This window comes from Halomonas sp. 18071143, from assembly GCF_019211725.1.
Lineage (GTDB): Bacteria > Pseudomonadota > Gammaproteobacteria > Pseudomonadales > Halomonadaceae > Vreelandella > Vreelandella stevensii.
Genome location: NZ_CP078120.1, coordinates 2,353,376 through 2,370,734 on the forward strand (window position 1 = coordinate 2,353,376; position 17,359 = coordinate 2,370,734).

Here is a 17,359-nt window from a genome sequence, read left to right on the forward strand (position 1 = left end):
CACAATACAATTTACGTAAGAACGCTTTAAGAAACGTTCTTGTCAGCATGATATACATTGTTAAAGAGCGACTGCCATAGGCAGTGATAAACACGCTGTTCCTTTCATTTTAAAAGAAAAAAGAAGGTCTTTCTTTTTCTTTCAACGTGAAAGCGCGTTTATCACTGCGCATCAACAGCATTCTGATCAGGTAATTCATTGTGAGCGCTTGCCGCGAGGGGAAGACATCGTTTAAGGAGGTGATCCAGCCGCAGGTTCCCCTACGGCTACCTTGTTACGACTTCACCCCAGTCATGAACCACACCGTGGTGATCGCCCTCTTGCGTTAGGCTAACCACTTCTGGTGCAGTCCACTCCCATGGTGTGACGGGCGGTGTGTACAAGGCCCGGGAACGTATTCACCGTGGCATTCTGATCCACGATTACTAGCGATTCCGACTTCACGGAGTCGAGTTGCAGACTCCGATCCGGACTGAGATCGGCTTTTCGGGATTGGCTCACTCTCGCGAGTTGGCAACCCTTTGTACCGACCATTGTAGCACGTGTGTAGCCCTACTCGTAAGGGCCATGATGACTTGACGTCGTCCCCACCTTCCTCCGGTTTGTCACCGGCAGTCTCCTTAGAGTTCCCGCCATTACGCGCTGGCAAATAAGGACAAGGGTTGCGCTCGTTACGGGACTTAACCCAACATTTCACAACACGAGCTGACGACAGCCATGCAGCACCTGTCTCTGCGTTCCCGAAGGCACTAAGGTATCTCTACCAAATTCGCAGGATGTCAAGAGTAGGTAAGGTTCTTCGCGTTGCATCGAATTAAACCACATGCTCCACCGCTTGTGCGGGCCCCCGTCAATTCATTTGAGTTTTAACCTTGCGGCCGTACTCCCCAGGCGGTCGACTTATCGCGTTAACTTCGCCACAAAGTGCGCTAGGCACCCAACGGCTGGTCGACATCGTTTACGGCGTGGACTACCAGGGTATCTAATCCTGTTTGCTACCCACGCTTTCGCACCTCAGTGTCAGTGTCAGTCCAGAAGGCCGCCTTCGCCACTGGTATTCCTCCCGATCTCTACGCATTTCACCGCTACACCGGGAATTCTACCTTCCTCTCCTGCACTCTAGCTTGACAGTTCCGGATGCCGTTCCCAGGTTGAGCCCGGGGCTTTCACAACCGGCTTATCAAGCCACCTACGCGCGCTTTACGCCCAGTAATTCCGATTAACGCTCGCACCCTCCGTATTACCGCGGCTGCTGGCACGGAGTTAGCCGGTGCTTCTTCTGTGAGTGATGTCTTTCCTGATGGGTATTAACCACCAGGCGTTCTTCCTCACTGAAAGTGCTTTACAACCCGAGGGCCTTCTTCACACACGCGGCATGGCTGGATCAGGGTTCCCCCCATTGTCCAATATTCCCCACTGCTGCCTCCCGTAGGAGTTCGGGCCGTGTCTCAGTCCCGATGTGGCTGATCATCCTCTCAGACCAGCTACGGATCGTCGCCTTGGTGAGCCTTTACCTCACCAACCAGCTAATCCGACATAGGCTCATCCGATAGCGGGAGCCGAAGCCCCCTTTCTCCCGTAGGACGTATGCGGTATTAGCCTGGGTTTCCCCAGGTTATCCCCCACTATCGGGCAGATTCCTATGCATTACTCACCCGTCCGCCGCTCGTCAGCGGGGTGCAAGCACCCCCTGTTACCGCTCGACTTGCATGTGTTAGGCCTGCCGCCAGCGTTCAATCTGAGCCATGATCAAACTCTTCAGTTTAAGATCAATGCGATCCTTACTCGCCATCTCAGGACTAGCCGAAGACAACAAAAGCGGATCAAACTTGGCTCAAGGTTCAAACGAATTCACTGTGATACTCCGAAGAGTATCCTGGTGTTCGCTTGCCTTGATATTAGGTGATGATTCACCCTCATCGGCAAGCGCCCACATGAATTACCTGATCAAATTGTTAAAGAGCAACTTTCTTGAGTTCGCTGCGACGGGCTCGGTGACCTGAACCGTGTTGCCTCAGCGAGGAAGGCGTATTCTACGCATTCCGTGGTGTTTGTCAAGGGCTGTTTTCAGCGTGTGAAGCGAGCGATCAATCCAACCAACAGATGACACTAACTTCCTGACAAACCGAAGGTTTTTCAACCTTCTTCACCGCTGGTAACGCTTGGCGTCCCCGGCAGCGGATGCGTACTTTACGGATTCGCTGCCGGGTTGGCAAGGGCTTTTTTAAAAAGTTTTCAAAATAGTCGAGATAAAAAAGCGGCAGGTAATGCCCGAGGGCAAACCTGCCGCAAACCACCGATCAGTACCCTGACCAGAGAGTGCCTGGCAAAGGCGTGGGCTTAGATCTCGAAGCCCAGGCCAAAATCTTCGCTGGAAATCGCCATCAAGCTACCGGCACCTGCCTGGATCATGGCGGCGTGCGCCCTGGTACGTGGCAGCAGACGCTGGTAGTAGAAACGCGCGGTATTCAGTTTGGCCGTGTAGAAAGCGGCATCTTCACCCCCCTGTGCGCTAGCGGCCTGCTTGGCAGCGCGAGCAAACAGATAGGCGACAGCGACATAGCCGGAGTACATAAGGTAATCGACGCTGGCAGCCCCTACTTCTTCACGATCCTGCATGGCTTTCATACCGATACCCATGGTGAGTTCACCCCACTGGGCATTGAGCTTGGCCAGCGGCTCGATGAATTCCTTGAGCGCAGGGTTGTCGGCTTCAGCCTGGCAGAACTTGTGGATCTCCTTGGTGAAGACCTTGAGAGATTCACCCTGGCTCATCAGCACCTTGCGGCCCAGCAGATCCAGCGCCTGGATACCGGTCGTGCCTTCATAGAGACGCGTGATACGCGCATCACGTACCAACTGCTCCATGCCCCACTCTTTGATGAAACCGTGACCGCCAAAAATCTGCACGCCTTCATTGGTACACTCGAAGCCCACTTCCGTCAGGAAGGCCTTCACGATCGGCGTCAGCAGGCCAAGCAAGGTCTCGGCACGCTCCTTCTCTTCACCTGCTGCGCCATGCTCGACCACATCCAGCATCTGGGCGGTGTACAGCACCAGCATGCGCCCGCCTTCTGCAAAGGCTTTTTGGGTCAGCAGCATACGACGCACGTCGGGATGGACAATGATCGGGTCGGCGGCTTTATCAGGGGCCTGAACACCTGAAAGGCCACGCATCTGCAAACGATCACGGGCATAGCTGAGCGAGTTCTGGAAGCTGGCCTCCATCAGACCAAGCCCTTGAATCCCCACGCCCAGACGGGCCGCATTCATCATGGTGAACATGCAAGCCAAACCCTTGTTCGGCGCGCCTACCAGGTAGCCCGTGGCACCATCGAAGTTCATGACGCACGTTGCGTTGCCGTGAATACCCATCTTGTGCTCAAGAGAGCCACAGCTGACACCATTGCGCTGCCCGGGATTACCCTCGGCATCGGGCAGGAACTTGGGTACGACGAACAGTGAAATGCCTTTGGAGCCTTCCGGCGCATCCGGCAGCTTGGCCAGCACCAGATGAACGATGTTCTCGGCCAGATTGTGCTCACCGGCAGAAATGAAGATCTTGGTGCCGGTGATCTGATACGTGTCGCCCTCAGCAGGAACCGCACGGGTCTTGATCAGCCCAAGGTCGGTACCGCAATGGGGTTCGGTCAAACACATGGTGCCGGTCCATACGCCCTCGACCAGCTTGGTGAGGTAAGTGGCCTTTTGCGCCTCGGTTCCATGATGACGCAGCGCGTCTGCGGCGCCGTGGGAAAGCCCCGGATACATGCCCCACGCCAGGTTGGTGGAGCAGATCATTTCGGAGAGCATCATGGCCAGTGAAGGCGGCAGCCCCTGCCCGCCTTGCTCAGGGTCCGCCGCCAGGCTTGGCCAACCCCCTTCGACATACTGCTGGTAGGCCTCCTTGAAACCACGGGGCGCCTTGACCTCGCCACCTTCCAGCAGACAACCCTCTTCATCACCGCTCTGGTTCAATGGCAGCAGCACGTCACGAGCAAAACGAGCACCCTCTTCCAGAATCGCTCCGACAACATCGGGAGACGCTTCTTCACCGTTGGGGAGTGCCGCGTAGTGGCTGGGGTAATCAAACATTTCGTTCATCACGAAACGCATGTCACGCAGGGGGGCTTGATAGCTGGGCATGTCACTTCTCCTAAACGGGGGGATGAAAGGGCTGCTACTCAGCACACACTTTCAAACACGTGTTTGAAAATTAGCGCGCAGGCCCGACACAGTCAAGCAGTCGTTTGAATTAAACCGCAAAACCGGCTACAACTTTGGTCGCCACCCTTCTAATGGCATGTTTTTAAAATAAAAAAACCTGCCCCAAAAGCACGGGCAGGATATCCATCAGGGCTTACTGAGCGTCGATCACTGCATTCGGATGCCGCCGTCCAGGCGAATCACTTCACCATTGAGCATCGGGTTGGTAATGATCTGCTCGGCCAGCAGCGCGAACTCGTCAGGCTTGCCCAAACGCTTGGGAAAAGGCACCGCAGCGGCCAACGCCTGGGCAGCCTCGTCCGGTATCTCGCTCATCATGGGTGTTTCGAATACCCCTGGCGCAATGGCCATGACACGAATGGCGTGACGCGACAGCTCTCTGGCAGCAGGCAAACTCATGCCCACAACCCCCGCCTTGGAGGCACTGTAGGCGCACTGCCCGACTTGCCCATCGAACGCGGCAATCGATGCGGTATTGATGATGACGCCCCGCTCACCCCCTTCGTCTGGCGGATTGCTGGCCATGGTGGCGGCCGCCAGACGCATGACATTGAAGGTACCTACCAGATTAATCTGAATGGTGCGCGCATAGCTCTCGAGATCTGCCGGGTTGCCTTGCCGATCCACCAGCTTGGCCACGCTGACCACGCCCGCACAATGAACCACTCCCGAAAGGCGGCTTTCGCCCCCCAGCGCAACGGCCTTGTTCACCGCCTCCTGAATGTCGTCGGCGGAGGTAATGTCGGCGATGCAGGCGTGCGCCTGAGACCCCAGCTGCTCGGCAAGGTCCGCAACACGATCACTCATGTCGCACAGCACCACCTTCCCACCCGCCTTTACCAGTCGTGCTGCCGTCGCCGCCCCTAGCCCTGAGGCCGCCCCGGTAATCAAAAACGTACGATCCTTTACCTGCATGGCACTCTTCCTCTGAATGATGTCCTGTGAATCATGAGTTGTGGCGCGCTTGCTCGGCGGCTTGAGCACGCAGTTTGAAGCGCTGAATCTTGCCACTGGGTGTTTTGGGCAGCTCATCGACGAACTCGATGACCCGAGGAAAAGCGTGAGTAGAGAGCCGCTCGCGTACCTGCTGGCGAATCTCCTCCGCCAGCGCATCGCTGGGCTCGAAGCCATCGCGCAGTACGATGTACGACTTGATGACTTCGCCACGAATCTCATCCGGCTGCCCCACGGCGGCGGACTCGGCCACCGCCGGGTGCGTCATGACGCTATTCTCGACATCCGTTGGCCCCACTCGGTAGCCCGCCGTGGTAATGATGTCATCATCACGACCAGCAAACTGGAACGACCCATCTTCATTACGAATGACCACATCACCGGTCAGGTAGTAGCCGTTGACGAAGGGGTCTTTCTCCTGCCAGGTATAGCCTTGGAAAAAGTGGGCTGGCGAGCGCTTGATATCCACTGCCAGTACGCCAGGCTCGCCAGGCGGCAGCTCGTTGTATTCAGCGTCGAGAATGGCCAGACGATAGCCCGGCATCGGGACGCCCATGGCCCCCACGTGCTTGGGGTGGCCCAGGGAGTGGTGGTTGTTACAGGTCATGCCCGTTTCTGTCTGGCCATAGTGATCCATCACCGGACAGCCCAACGATTTTTCCACCCAGGTGACCACCTCGGTATTGAGCGGCTCCCCTGCGGAGCTGGCCGCCCGTAGCGTCAGGGTCTGGTGAGCGTCGTCGAACAGGCCAGACGCCTTCATGAGGCGGTAGGCCGTCGGCGCGGCGGCGAAATTGGTGATCTGATGACGTTTCATGAACGCCAGCGCGCCTTCGGCACTGAAGCCAGCTTCGCAAAAGTGTGTCGTTACCCCCAACAGCAGCGGCCCGGCAATGGCGTAATACAGGCCGTAGGCCCAGCCGGGGTCGGCCATGTTCCAGAAACGATCCTCCTCACGCAGGTCGACCGCCAGCTCCATATAGAGCGCAAAGGCCGTCATACCCGACAGGGGCACAGCAACGCCTTTGGGCTTGCCGACCGTCCCCGAGGTAAACATCTGCAGGAACGGCTGGTCCGGCGACAGTCGAGGCGGCGTATCGCTAATTGACGTATACGTCAATGCCGCCTGCCAATCATGATCCTGAGCGTGCTCACGGGTAGCGCCACCTACGGCCAGCACCGGCGGGCACTGGCTCAGGCCATCGAATTTATAGCGATTGGCATGATCGGTAATCACCAGTTTGGTATCCGCACGGCCCAACCGGTAATCGACCGCATCGGGCCCAAACGCGGTAAAGAGCGGCTGGTAGACCGCACCAATCCGCCAGGTGGCGAGCACGGCCACCAACAGCGCTGCCGAACGCGGCAGCATGCAGGCAATTCGGTCCCCCTCCCCCAGCCCCTGGCTTTTCAGCCACCCTGCCAGATGCCCACTCTGCTGCTCCAGTTCGGCATAGGTCAGCGTATGGGTTTGGCCTTGGGTATCTTCATGCACCAGCGCCAGCACATCACCACGGCCCTGACGCACGTGCCTTCCACAGCAAGCCTCGTAGGCATTCAGGCACCCATCGTGGTGGTCATCCAGCCTGGCGACGACGCTATCTATTGAAAAATCCTCGAGAAATGTCGAATACGCGGGAAGTGAGGTTGCTGCTGATGTCGCTGTCATGACGGCTCTCTTGTGTTGTTGGTCGTGAGCACTGGGTCAGGCAGGATTCCACGTAGTATTGGTGTTATTGTCCGTTTACGTTAACGGAAGCCTACCGAATATCTCAACGCTAAAAGCATTTACTCAGGAGCGCAAGCCACAAGCCGCTCGAGAGGGTTAGACGTTGGTCGATCAGACAGCGGTTGGCGAAGCCAGAGGGGGCCAGGAACTATCAAGAAAAAATCATCGAGAAAAAATCATCGAGACAGGATCATCGCGACCAGCTCATCGGCCAGGTTGTCCGGGGTGCGCGGGCCATTGGGATCGTACCAGCGAACGGTCCAGTTCAAGGCACCGAGAATAAAGCGGGAAACCAGAAAGCGGTCTCCATGAATGAGCCCTGCTGCCAGAGCATCGTCGATCACCTCGACCCACATGGCCTCGTAGGCATCGCGCAAATGGCTCAAGTGAGCGCTGGCCGCGGGGGCCAGGCGACGCCATTCGAACAGCGCCACCACATGGGCATTACGGTCGGCAAACAGCGTATCGAGGTGTGCCCGCGCCATGGCATGCAAACGCGCCTCTGGCTGATCGGGGCACGCCTGTAGCGCCGCTCTGGCGATGGCCAGTGCGTTCTGAGCGCCCTCCTCGATCACCGCTGCCAGAATTTCCTGCTTATCCTTGAAGTGATGAAACAGGCTGCCAGACTTGATGCCCATTTCCTGGGCTAGCATGCGCACCGTGGTGCGGTCAAAGCCCTCTTGAACGAATAGCTGAGCGGCTAAGCGCGTCAATTCCTTGCGGCGAGGAGAGGCATTCATTACATTCATGTCATTTACACTAGCGCTTGCTTGGTTAGCTAGGAGAAGACCACAGCCCCGCCAGCGGGTCAACGCATCGCTAGCCGCTCAGCACGATAATCACAACAATCTATCAGGAGATAGGCCATGAGTAACGCTACCGACATCGTCTTTTTATCCGCCACCCGCACCCCCATGGGGGGCATGATGGGCAGCCTTTCCACCTTGAGCGCCCCGGAGCTGGCCGCCGTGGCCATACGCGCCGCCATCGAGCGAGCAGGCATCGACGCTGCGCTCGTCGAAGAGGGCATCATGGGCTGCGTTCTGCCTGGCGGAGTCAAGCAAGGTCCGGCACGCCAGGCCATGCGACAGGCAGGCATTCCCGATGCCAATGGTGCCACGACCATCAACAAACTCTGCGGCTCTGGCATGAAAGCGGCCATGCTGGCCCATGACCTGATCAAGGCGGGCAGTGGAGCAATAGTGCTGGCAGGCGGCATGGAGTCCATGTCGAATGCCCCCCATGTGCTGACCAAGGCACGCGGCGGCTATCGCCTGGGCCACGGTGAGCTGAAGGACCACATGTTTCTCGATGGCCTGGAAGATGCCGAAACCGGCAAGCTGATGGGGGTCTTTGCACAAGAGGTGGCCACCGAGCGTGGCTACAGCCGTGAACGGCTGGACGATTTCGCGATTGCCTCGCTGGAACGGGCCATGGCCGCCACCAACCATGGCGACCTGGATGCCGAGATGGCGCCCGTCACGGTGACGACCCGCCAAGGTGAAACCGTGGTGTCCCACGATGAGCAGCCCTTTCAGGCCAAACTGGACAAGATTCGCCAGCTGCGCCCAGCGTTTGCAAAAGATGGCACCATTACCGCCGCCAATGCGAGTTCGATCTCCGACGGCGCCTCGGCGCTGATTTTATCGAGCCATGAAGCAGCACAGCGTCACGGTGTCAAACCGCTGGCCAGAATGCTGGGGCATGCCACCCACTCGCGTCATCCCAGCGAGTTTACCATCGCGCCGGTAGGAGCCATCGAGAAGCTGATGAAAAAGCTTGGCTGGGGCGTCAATGATGTGGACCTGTTCGAGATCAACGAAGCCTTTGCGGTCGTCACGCTGATGGCCATGGATGATCTGGGCCTGCCTCATGAAAAGGTCAACGTGTTTGGCGGCGCCTGTGCCCAGGGGCATCCCATCGGCTCTACCGGCTCACGCATCATCGCCACGCTGATTCATGCCTTGCGCCAGAAAGGCGGCAAACGCGGCATCGCCAGCTTGTGCATTGGCGGCGGTGAAGCAACCGCCGTGGCGGTCGAGCTGATCGACTGATTCACAGCGCGCTTCATGGCGGCAGCGATGAAGCGCGTCTGGACCATGGCTGACAAAATGGTGGAGGTTGCCATAAAAGATATATGAAAATTCATATATCAATGCCAAAATGAAGGACATCGTTTTAACGGACCTTCACATGGCACACTTCGACACCTTACCCAACCTCGACCCTGCCCTGTTCAAGATTCCCAGCCCGGAATCCCTGGGGTTGACGAGTAACGACCTCCCCTCCCCCAACATCCTGCTGCTGTATGGCTCGCTACGCAAACGCTCTTTCAGCCGACTGGTCGTCGAGGAAGCTGCGCGCCTGCTCGAAGCCATGGGGGCTCAAACACGCATCTATGACCCCAGCGGACTGCCTCTCCCCGATGCCGAGGATGCCAGCCACCCCAAAGTGGAAGAGCTGCGCACACTGGCCCAGTGGGCGGAAGGCATGGTCTGGTGCTCCCCCGAACGGCATGGCGCCATGACCGGCATCATGAAGGCACAGATCGACTGGATTCCTCTGGCACTGGGGGGTGTCAGACCCACCCAAGGCAAGACACTGGCAGTCATGCAGGTGTGCGGCGGTTCCCAGTCGTTCAATACGGTGAATCAGCTGCGTATTCTGGGTCGCTGGATGCGGATGCTGACCATTCCCAACCAATCCTCGGTGCCCAAGGCCTTCATGGAGTTCGATGACGACGACCGCATGAAACCCTCACCTTTCTATGACCGCATCGTGGACGTCATGGAAGAGCTGATGAAATTCACGCTGCTGACCCGAGAGCGCAGCGACCTGCTGACCGACCGCTACTCCGAGCGCAAGGAGAGTGCCGAAGAGCTCTCCCGACGGGTCAACCAGCGCGCCATTTGAACAAGGAGTGAACATGACACAGCCACAGCCAGCCACCCCCAGCAGCGCCGACATGGGGCTTTTCGAGCGCTATTTGTCGCTCTGGGTAGCCATTGCCATCATGGTCGGTATCGCCGTGGGTCAATGGGCGCCCCAGGTACCGGAAACCCTGGCGCGCTTTGAGTATGCTCAGGTGTCGCTGCCCATCGCCGTGCTGATCTGGGCAATGATTTTCCCGATGATGGCCCAAATCGACTTCAGCGCGGTCGCCGGTGTGCGCCGTCAGCCCAAGGGGCTGACCATCACCACCACCGTCAACTGGCTGATCAAGCCATTCACCATGTTCGCGCTGGCCTGGCTCTTCTTCATGGTGATTTTCCGCCCGTTCATCCCTGAAGCGCTGGCCAACCAGTATCTGGCCGGGGCGATTCTGCTGGGGGCCGCCCCCTGCACGGCCATGGTGTTCGTATGGAGCTACCTGACACGGGGCGACGCGGCTTACACCCTGGTACAGGTAGCGCTGAATGATCTGATCATGCTGTTTGCCTTTGCCCCCATCGTGGTTCTGCTGTTGGGCATCTCGAACATCCAGGTCCCGTGGAACACGGTGCTGCTCTCGGTCGTGCTCTACATCGTCATTCCCCTGGCCGCTGGCTATGTCACTCGCAAAGCGCTGATGGCCAGAAAAGGCGCCGAATGGTACGACAAGGTGTTCATGAAACGCCTGGCCCCGGTCACCCCCATGGGCCTGATCGTCACGCTGGTCTTACTGTTTGCTTTTCAAGGCGATGTCATCCTGAGCAATCCGCTGCATATCGTGCTGATTGCCATTCCGCTGATCATTCAGACCTTTCTTATTTTCTTCATCGCCTACGGTTGGGCCAAGGCGTGGCGCGTACCGCATAATATCGCCGCACCGGGAGCAATGATTGGTGCCAGCAATTTTTTTGAACTCGCCGTGGCCGCCGCCATCGCGCTGTTTGGCCTGCAGTCTGGAGCAGCCCTGGTCACGGTGGTCGGCGTGCTGGTAGAAGTGCCGCTCATGCTGGCCCTGGTGCGTATCGCCAATAAAACGCGCGCGCATTTTCCTGCAGCCCAACCCTCCTGATGAGGACCCCGCCATGATCGTGATCTATCACAACCCTGCGTGTGGCACGTCGCGTAATACGCTGGCCATGATCGAAGCATCGGGAGAAATACCGCAGGTGATCCACTACCTGGAAACGCCGCCCAGCCGAGAGCGGCTGTTGGCACTGCTGGCCATGATGCAGCTGCCCCCCAGGGCGCTCTTGCGCCAGAAAGGGACGCCTTATGATGAACTGCAGCTCGACGACCCGACGTTGAGCGATGACCAGCTCATCGACGCCATGATGGCTCACCCGCTGCTCATCAACCGGCCCATCGTCAGTACGCCCAAGGGCACGCGATTATGCCGCCCATCCGAGCAGGTATTGGCGCTCCTGGACCACCCTGTTGCACAATTTACCAAGGAAGACGGAGAGACCGTTTACTATCCCCCCACCTAACCGCCCGGCATGGGCAGCCAGGAGCGTCATGCGTCAAGTCATCAAGATGGAGCACCCTGCCGTGGCATTCATCCAGCAGCACGGAGGCGTGGTGACGGTACGCCGTTCGCCACGTCATGGCTGCTGTGGCGGGACGGCACATATCGCCGTGGCAGAGCTGGGCGCGCCAAGCGACACATCGGCCTTCGAATATCATCAGTTGCCAGAGGCCGACCTCTGGATAGAGCCGTCCCTTGCCTGGCAAGGCCTGCGATTACGGGTGGAAGGATGGTGGAAATTCAGGCGGCTGTTCCTGGATGGCGCCCCGTTAACGCCGGGGAGCCGGGATACTCAGCAGCGCTAGCGTGGCTGCCAGCATGAGCAGCGACGTCAGCCATAGCGCGGCTGCGCCCCACTGGTCGATCAGCAGCCCAAACAACAGCGGCGCCATAGCCTGCAAGGCCCGAGCGGGCATCATGATGAGCCCCTGCCTGCGCCCAAACCCCTGCGGGCCAAACAGTGCCAGGGGCAGCGTCCCCGAGGCAATCGTCATCATGCCGTTACCCGCGCCATGCAGCAACGCAAACCCGGCGGCCGGCATGCCGAAAAACGTCAGCAACCCGGCGCCCACGGGATGCAGCGTGGTAGCGATCCTGCCTGCGAACAAGGGGTGAAAACGGCGCAGCAAAACGAACTCCCCCATGCGCGCCGCTACTTGCGCAGGCCCCACCAGAGCAGCCGCTGCAATCGCCACCGACAGAGAAACGCCACTCTCTTGCAGCAGCCTGGGAAGGTGGGCGGCCATGGCCGTGGAGACGAACCAGCCCGCCGCGAACACGTACGCCAGCAGCAGCAGGGTAAAACGCGGCTGTTCAGGCGCCTCAGACGCAGGGCTCGACGCGCTGGAGAGCGCTCGCTCGGCCTTGGGCAAGCGAGCGTTCAAGGGCATTCCCAACACGACATGGGCAAGCGCCCAGCTGGCGCAGGCAGCACGCCAGCCCCACTCGCTCTCGATGAAGGCAGTGATGGGCCAGCCAAGAGTACTGGCAAATCCTGCCACCAGGGTCACGCCGGTAATCGATGCCCTGGCATGACTCCCCAGCAGCCGCCCCAGCGTGGCAAAGGCCGCATCGTAAAGACCCAGCGCCATGCCCACGCCCATCAGCAACCATGCCAGCACCAGTGTCACCGCCCCTTGCGCCAGCGCCAGTGCCAACAAGCCCACCGCCATGATGGCGTTCGAGGCCATCAGCACACCGCGCCCGCCCTGGCGATCGATCAAGCGCCCGACGCTGGGTCCCAACATGGCGACCAGCAGCAACGCTGCCGAGAAGGCGCCAAATATCCAGCGAGTGGACAGCTCCAATTCCAGCGCCATGGGCCCCGCCAGAATGGCGGGCAGATAGTAGCTGGACGCCCAGGCAAGGGTCTGGGCACTCCCCAGGGTGAGCGTCAGGCCAGCGCCAGGCGAGCGAATCACGCCACCTGCCTGGGCAGCGCCAGTGCCATGAGCGCGCTGGCAGCCACCAGCGCCGCCGCCACCCACAGGCACGCACTCAAACCATAGGCCATGTAGAGCCAGCCCGAGAGCAGCGTGCCGACCAGGCGGCCCATGGCGTTGGCCATGTAGTAGAAGCCTACGTCCATGGACACGCCATCGGCACGGGCATAGTGGACGATCAGATAACTGTGCCAGCTGGAGTTGACGGCAAACAGCACGCCGAAGGCCAGCAGCCCCACTACCAGCCACCCCACCTGTGCCAGGGGCAGCAGAGCCAGCAGAATGGCGAGCACGGCAAGCGCGGCGGCCCAGCCAGCCGTGAGCATCCGAGCGTCTCCACGGAACAGTGCGGTGAGCCTGGGCGCCTGGGTCTGCACCCCGCCGTAGCCAATGATCCAGGCGGCCAATAGCCCACCCACGGTCCAGTGGCTCCAGCCATGCTGATCATAGAGGAATACCGGCAAGGCCACGACAAACCACACGTCCCGGGAGGCGAACAGGCAGAAGCGCGCCGCCGAAAGCACATTGATGGCGCGGGACTTGGAGAAAATCTCGGAAAACTTTGGCTTGACCTTCTGTTTGCCAAGGTCAGCCTTCAACCGCCACAGCGACAGCCCCAGCACGGCACCCAGCATCAGCGCCATGGCCACCACCGCGCCGCGAAAGCCGATCAGCGTCAACAGCACGCCGCCCACAAAAAAGCCCAGCCCTTTCAGGGCATTTTTGGAGCCGGTCAACATCGCGACCCAGCGGTACAAGGCGCTGTTGGCATTGGCGCTATCAGCCGGCACCAGCACTTTCACCGCGCTTTTGGCGCTCATCTTGTTCAGGTCTTTGGCAATACCCGACAGCGCCTGGGCCGCCATGACCCAAACGACGGTAAGCATTCCGGCAGGCACCATGAGCATGGCAAGCGCCACGATCTGCAGCCCCAGCCCCACGTTCATGGTGCGGTTGAGCCCCAACCGCGCGCCCAACCACCCTCCCACCAGATTGGTCACCACGCCAAACGCTTCGTAGAACAGAAACAGCATGGCGATTTGCAGCGGCGAGTAACCCAACTGGTGGAAGTACATCACCACCAGCATCCGCAGGGCCCCATCGGTGATGGTAAACGCCCAGTAGTTGCCCGTGATCAGCATATACTGGCGCACTTCGAAAGGCAGTGCGCCAATGCGTGCCCTGAGCGACTCAGCCACGGCGCGCCTGCTCCTTGCCCACCTTCCAGGCAAGCTCAGCGGTGCGGTTGGCATACCCCCACTCGTTGTCGTACCAGGCGTAGAGCTTCAGCTGCGTACCATTCACGACCATGGTCGAGAGCGCATCGATGACCGAACTGCGCGGGTCGGTGCGATAGTCGATAGACACCAGCGGCCGCTCCTCGTAACCCAGAATCCCCTTCAAGGGCCCCTCTGCGGCCATCTTGAGCGCCTGATTGACCTCCTCGACGGTCACTTCGCGCTCGAGCTCGAATACCATATCGGTCAGCGAGGCATTGGCCAGCGGCACGCGAATCGCATGGCCGTTCAGCTTGCCGGTCAGTTCGGGAAAGATGGCGGTGATCGCCTTGGCCGAACCGGTGGTGGTGGGAATCAGGCTCATGCCGCAGGCGCGCGCCCGGCGCAGGTCCTTGTGCGGTGCGTCCAGAATCGTCTGGGTATTGGTAATGTCGTGCACCGTGGTCATGGAACCATGACGAATACCGAACGTTTCCAGAATGACCTTGACCACGGGGGCCAGACAGTTGGTGGTGCAGCTGGCCGCAGTGACGATGCGGTGCGTAGCGGGGTCGAACAGATGATCGTTGACGCCCACCACCACGTTGAGCACGCCCTCCTCCTTGACCGGCGCACTGACCACCACACGCTCGACCCCCTGATCCAGATAGGCCTGCAGCTTCTCCGTGGTTTTCATCTTGCCGGAGCATTCGATCACCACATCGCAACCAGACCAGTCACCTTCGGCAATCGTCTTGTGGGCGCTGAAGGCGATGGTACGGCCATCGATGGTGATCGCCTCCGGGGTAGCGCCAATGCCCTGCCCCGGCGCCCACTGGCCATGTACCGAGTCGAACTCCAGCAGGTGAGCAAACGTCGCCGCATCGCCGCCCGGGTCGTTGATGCGCACCAGGGTTACCTCGTCGGCAGCGGCTCGCGCCCACAGGCTGCGCAGTGCCAGACGACCAATACGGCCAAACCCGTTGATACCAATGCGTAGTGACATGCTGAACCTCCAGAGCCAAGTGAATCGTCAATATATGAAAAATCATATATTAAAAATCAAAAAAAACCAGCTATCGAACCCGCAGGCGGCCACGCCCCCTGCGGGTAACCCGTGATCAGTACGGCGTGATCACCCGAAGCGCCCCGTGATGTAATCGTGGGTACGCTGGTCTTGCGGATTGGTGAAGATCTGGTCGGTGCTGTCCACCTCCACCAGATCCCCCATGTGGAAGAACGCCGTACGGTCGGCCACGCGTGCCGCCTGCTGCATGTTGTGGGTCACCATGACGATGGTATAGCTCTCGCTGAGCTCATCGATCAGCTGCTCCACCTTGGCCGTCGCGATGGGGTCGAGGGCCGAGCACGGCTCATCCATCAGGATGATGTCCGGGCTGACGGCCACAGTGCGGGCAATGCACAGGCGCTGCTGCTGGCCACCCGACAACCCGGTGCCCGGCTGATCCAGTCGATCCTTGACCTCTTCCCAGAGCCCGGCACGGCGCAGGCTGCTCTCGACGATGTCGTCCAGCTCGGCCTTGCGCTTTGCCAGACCGTGCAGACGCGGGCCATAGGCGATGTTTTCATAAATCGACTTGGGAAACGGATTGGGCTTCTGAAACACGATGCCTACCTGGGCACGCAGGAGTACCACATCGCGATCCGGGGCATAGATATCCTTGTCATCCAAGGTGATCTTGCCCTCGACCCGACAGATGTCGATGGTGTCGTTCATGCGGTTCAAGCAGCGCAGAAAGGTCGACTTACCGCAGCCAGAAGGCCCGATGAACGCCAGCACTTCGTTTTCGTACACATCCAGGCTGATACCATTGATCGCCTGACTGGCACCGTAAAAGACCTTGACGTCCTGGGCGCTCATCTTGACCTTGTCGGTGGCTTTACTGGTGCGGCTCTCGCCAGCGCCTACGCTCACCAATGGGGATGTCTTGGGCTCTGTTGAAGTATTCACTTACCACCTCGTCTCGAATTTTTTACGCAGCCAGATTGCCAGTGCGTTCAGGCTCAGCATCAACCCCAGCAGTACAATGATGGCCGCTGACGTACGCGCCTCGAAGAAATTGCGCAGCTCGTTACCCTGCCATAGATAGATCTGTACCGGTAGCGCAGCCGACTGCTCCAATGGCGTGCTGGGCACGTTGGACACGAACGCATTCATGCCGATGAGCAGCAGCGGTGCCGTCTCGCCCAGCGCCTGGGCAACGCCCAGAATGGAGCCCGTCAGGATACCCGGCAGTGCCAAGGGCAATACATGGTGGAAGACCGTCTGCACTTTCGATGCGCCGATCCCCAACGCCGCCTGGCGAATGGAGGGCGGAATCGAGCGCAGCGATGCCCTGGTAGCGATGATGATGGTCGGCAGGGTCATCAGCGTCAGCACCAGGCCGCCCACCAGCGGCGCCGACAGCGGCATGCCCAGATAGCCTATGAAGATGGAAGCCCCCAGCAAGCCGAACACGATGGAAGGCACGGCTGCCAGATTGTTGATATTGATCTCGATGAGATCGGTCAAACGGTTCTTGGGCGCGAACTCTTCCAGGTAGATGGCGCTGGCTACACCAATGGGGACCGAAAGCGTGATCACGATCAGCATCATGAACAGCGACCCCATGAAGGCCCCTGCCAGGCCCGCCGACGCAGGCGAGCTGCGCGAGTCGGTATTCAGGAACAGCGACGTACTGAAGGAGTTACGGATGACGTTCTCATCGTAAAGGCGGTCAGCCCATTCCCGGGTCTGGGCACTCAACTGCTGACGCGCATCCGGCAGCGAGCGGTCGATATTGCCCTTGATCCAGACGTCGACGTTGGCCGCCGCGAGCATTTTCACTTCCACGGTCTGGCCCAGCAAGGAAGGATCCTTGATGAACTTCTCACGCAGTGCAAAGCGCTCACCCGAGGTCACCAGGGCACGCAGATCACGTAGCTGTTGAGGCTCGACCTCGACCCCCAGCGCCTCTTCCATGGCGCGGTCGATCAATGACTGCCAGTTGACCAGTCCTGCCTGGGTCAGCCACGCGGAATAACGTTCGTTGAACGCCGACTGGCTTTCACCGCTGGCGCGCACCGGCTTCTCTTCCAGCTGGATCACTTCGGGGTCGAAGTACACCTCCGGGTAGAGCGTCGCTTGCCAAAACGCCGGCACACCGCGCATCAGAATACTGATGAACAGAATGGCGACCAGGGTCAGGCCGGTCACGACGGCGGCCAACCCGGCAAAGCGAAAACGCTTTTCCTGACGATGACGTCTTGCCAGCGAGTTTTCGATCGTGGTCAGGCGATGCTGACGGCGCTGCTCAATCGTAATAGACATGGT

The 17,359-nt window shown here is 59.5% G+C and carries 14 protein-coding genes and 1 rRNA gene; 5 read left to right on the forward strand and 10 right to left on the reverse strand.

Features of this window, described 5'->3' with window-relative positions:
* Positions 1–232: 232 nt before the first annotated feature.
* The 5 genes from KVY02_RS10995 to KVY02_RS11015 form a co-directional block, all read right to left on the reverse strand.
* Positions 233–1,765 (reverse strand): 16S ribosomal RNA (locus tag KVY02_RS10995).
* Positions 1,766–2,340: 575 nt separating this feature from the next.
* Positions 2,341–4,146, reverse strand: a complete 1,806-nt coding sequence (locus tag KVY02_RS11000) for an acyl-CoA dehydrogenase C-terminal domain-containing protein (RefSeq protein ID WP_081138406.1) — start codon at positions 4,144–4,146, stop codon at positions 2,341–2,343.
* A gap of 228 nt (positions 4,147–4,374) precedes the next feature.
* Entirely contained in the window at positions 4,375–5,142 is a 768-nt protein-coding gene (locus KVY02_RS11005) for an SDR family NAD(P)-dependent oxidoreductase (protein ID WP_218313537.1), read from the reverse strand.
* Positions 5,143–5,173: 31 nt separating this feature from the next.
* Entirely contained in the window at positions 5,174–6,850 is a 1,677-nt protein-coding gene (locus tag KVY02_RS11010) for an AMP-binding protein (RefSeq protein WP_026001748.1), read from the reverse strand.
* A 236-nt stretch (positions 6,851–7,086) separates the two neighbouring features.
* Positions 7,087–7,650 carry a TetR/AcrR family transcriptional regulator gene (locus KVY02_RS11015; protein ID WP_218313538.1) on the reverse strand — a complete coding sequence of 188 codons (564 nt, stop codon included), beginning with the start codon at positions 7,648–7,650 and terminating at the stop codon, positions 7,087–7,089.
* A 126-nt stretch (positions 7,651–7,776) separates the two neighbouring features.
* On the opposite strand from KVY02_RS11015, the gene KVY02_RS11020 reads away from it, so the two are divergent.
* From KVY02_RS11020 to KVY02_RS11040, 5 genes are all read left to right on the forward strand, one after another.
* Positions 7,777–8,964 (forward strand): acetyl-CoA C-acyltransferase, encoded by a 1,188-nt coding sequence (locus KVY02_RS11020; protein WP_016914317.1) that lies wholly within the window; start codon positions 7,777–7,779, stop codon positions 8,962–8,964.
* A 139-nt stretch (positions 8,965–9,103) separates the two neighbouring features.
* The gene (gene arsH / locus KVY02_RS11025; protein ID WP_016914318.1) at positions 9,104–9,823 is read left to right on the forward strand and encodes an arsenical resistance protein ArsH; all 720 of its coding nucleotides are present in this window, start codon (positions 9,104–9,106) and stop codon (positions 9,821–9,823) included.
* Between the two features lie 13 nt (positions 9,824–9,836).
* On the forward strand, positions 9,837–10,910 hold the full coding sequence (gene arsB, locus KVY02_RS11030) for an ACR3 family arsenite efflux transporter (protein ID WP_081138396.1): 1,074 nt from the start codon (positions 9,837–9,839) through the stop codon (positions 10,908–10,910).
* A 13-nt stretch (positions 10,911–10,923) separates the two neighbouring features.
* Positions 10,924–11,328 (forward strand): arsenate reductase (glutaredoxin), encoded by a 405-nt coding sequence (gene arsC, locus KVY02_RS11035; protein ID WP_016914320.1) that lies wholly within the window; start codon positions 10,924–10,926, stop codon positions 11,326–11,328.
* A gap of 28 nt (positions 11,329–11,356) precedes the next feature.
* Positions 11,357–11,671: a CC/Se motif family (seleno)protein gene (locus KVY02_RS11040; RefSeq protein WP_218313539.1), complete on the forward strand. Its 315-nt coding sequence runs from the start codon at positions 11,357–11,359 to the stop codon at positions 11,669–11,671.
* Here the strand turns inward: KVY02_RS11040 and KVY02_RS11045 are convergent.
* The 5 genes from KVY02_RS11045 to pstA all read right to left on the reverse strand — a co-directional run bounded on the left by KVY02_RS11045 (position 11,636) and on the right by pstA (position 17,356).
* Complete coding sequence (locus tag KVY02_RS11045) at positions 11,636–12,787, reverse strand: MFS transporter (RefSeq protein WP_081195741.1); 1,152 nt, start codon at positions 12,785–12,787, stop codon at positions 11,636–11,638. The genes KVY02_RS11040 and KVY02_RS11045 overlap by 36 nt on opposite strands.
* A complete protein-coding gene (gene arsJ, locus KVY02_RS11050) occupies positions 12,784–14,007 on the reverse strand; it encodes an organoarsenical effux MFS transporter ArsJ (RefSeq protein WP_016914322.1) in 1,224 nt (407 codons plus the stop codon). The genes KVY02_RS11045 and arsJ overlap by 4 nt, the downstream gene beginning before the upstream one ends.
* Positions 14,000–15,031 carry an ArsJ-associated glyceraldehyde-3-phosphate dehydrogenase gene (locus KVY02_RS11055; RefSeq protein WP_081138390.1) on the reverse strand — a complete coding sequence of 344 codons (1,032 nt, stop codon included), beginning with the start codon at positions 15,029–15,031 and terminating at the stop codon, positions 14,000–14,002. Before KVY02_RS11055 ends, arsJ begins: the two co-directional genes overlap by 8 nt.
* Before the next feature lie 129 nt (positions 15,032–15,160).
* A complete protein-coding gene (pstB, locus tag KVY02_RS11060; RefSeq protein ID WP_050980293.1) occupies positions 15,161–15,907 on the reverse strand; it encodes a phosphate ABC transporter ATP-binding protein PstB in 747 nt (248 codons plus the stop codon).
* Between the two features lie 90 nt (positions 15,908–15,997).
* Entirely contained in the window at positions 15,998–17,356 is a 1,359-nt protein-coding gene (gene pstA / locus KVY02_RS11065) for a phosphate ABC transporter permease PstA (protein WP_016914325.1), read from the reverse strand.
* Between the last annotated feature and the right edge of the window lie 3 nt (positions 17,357–17,359).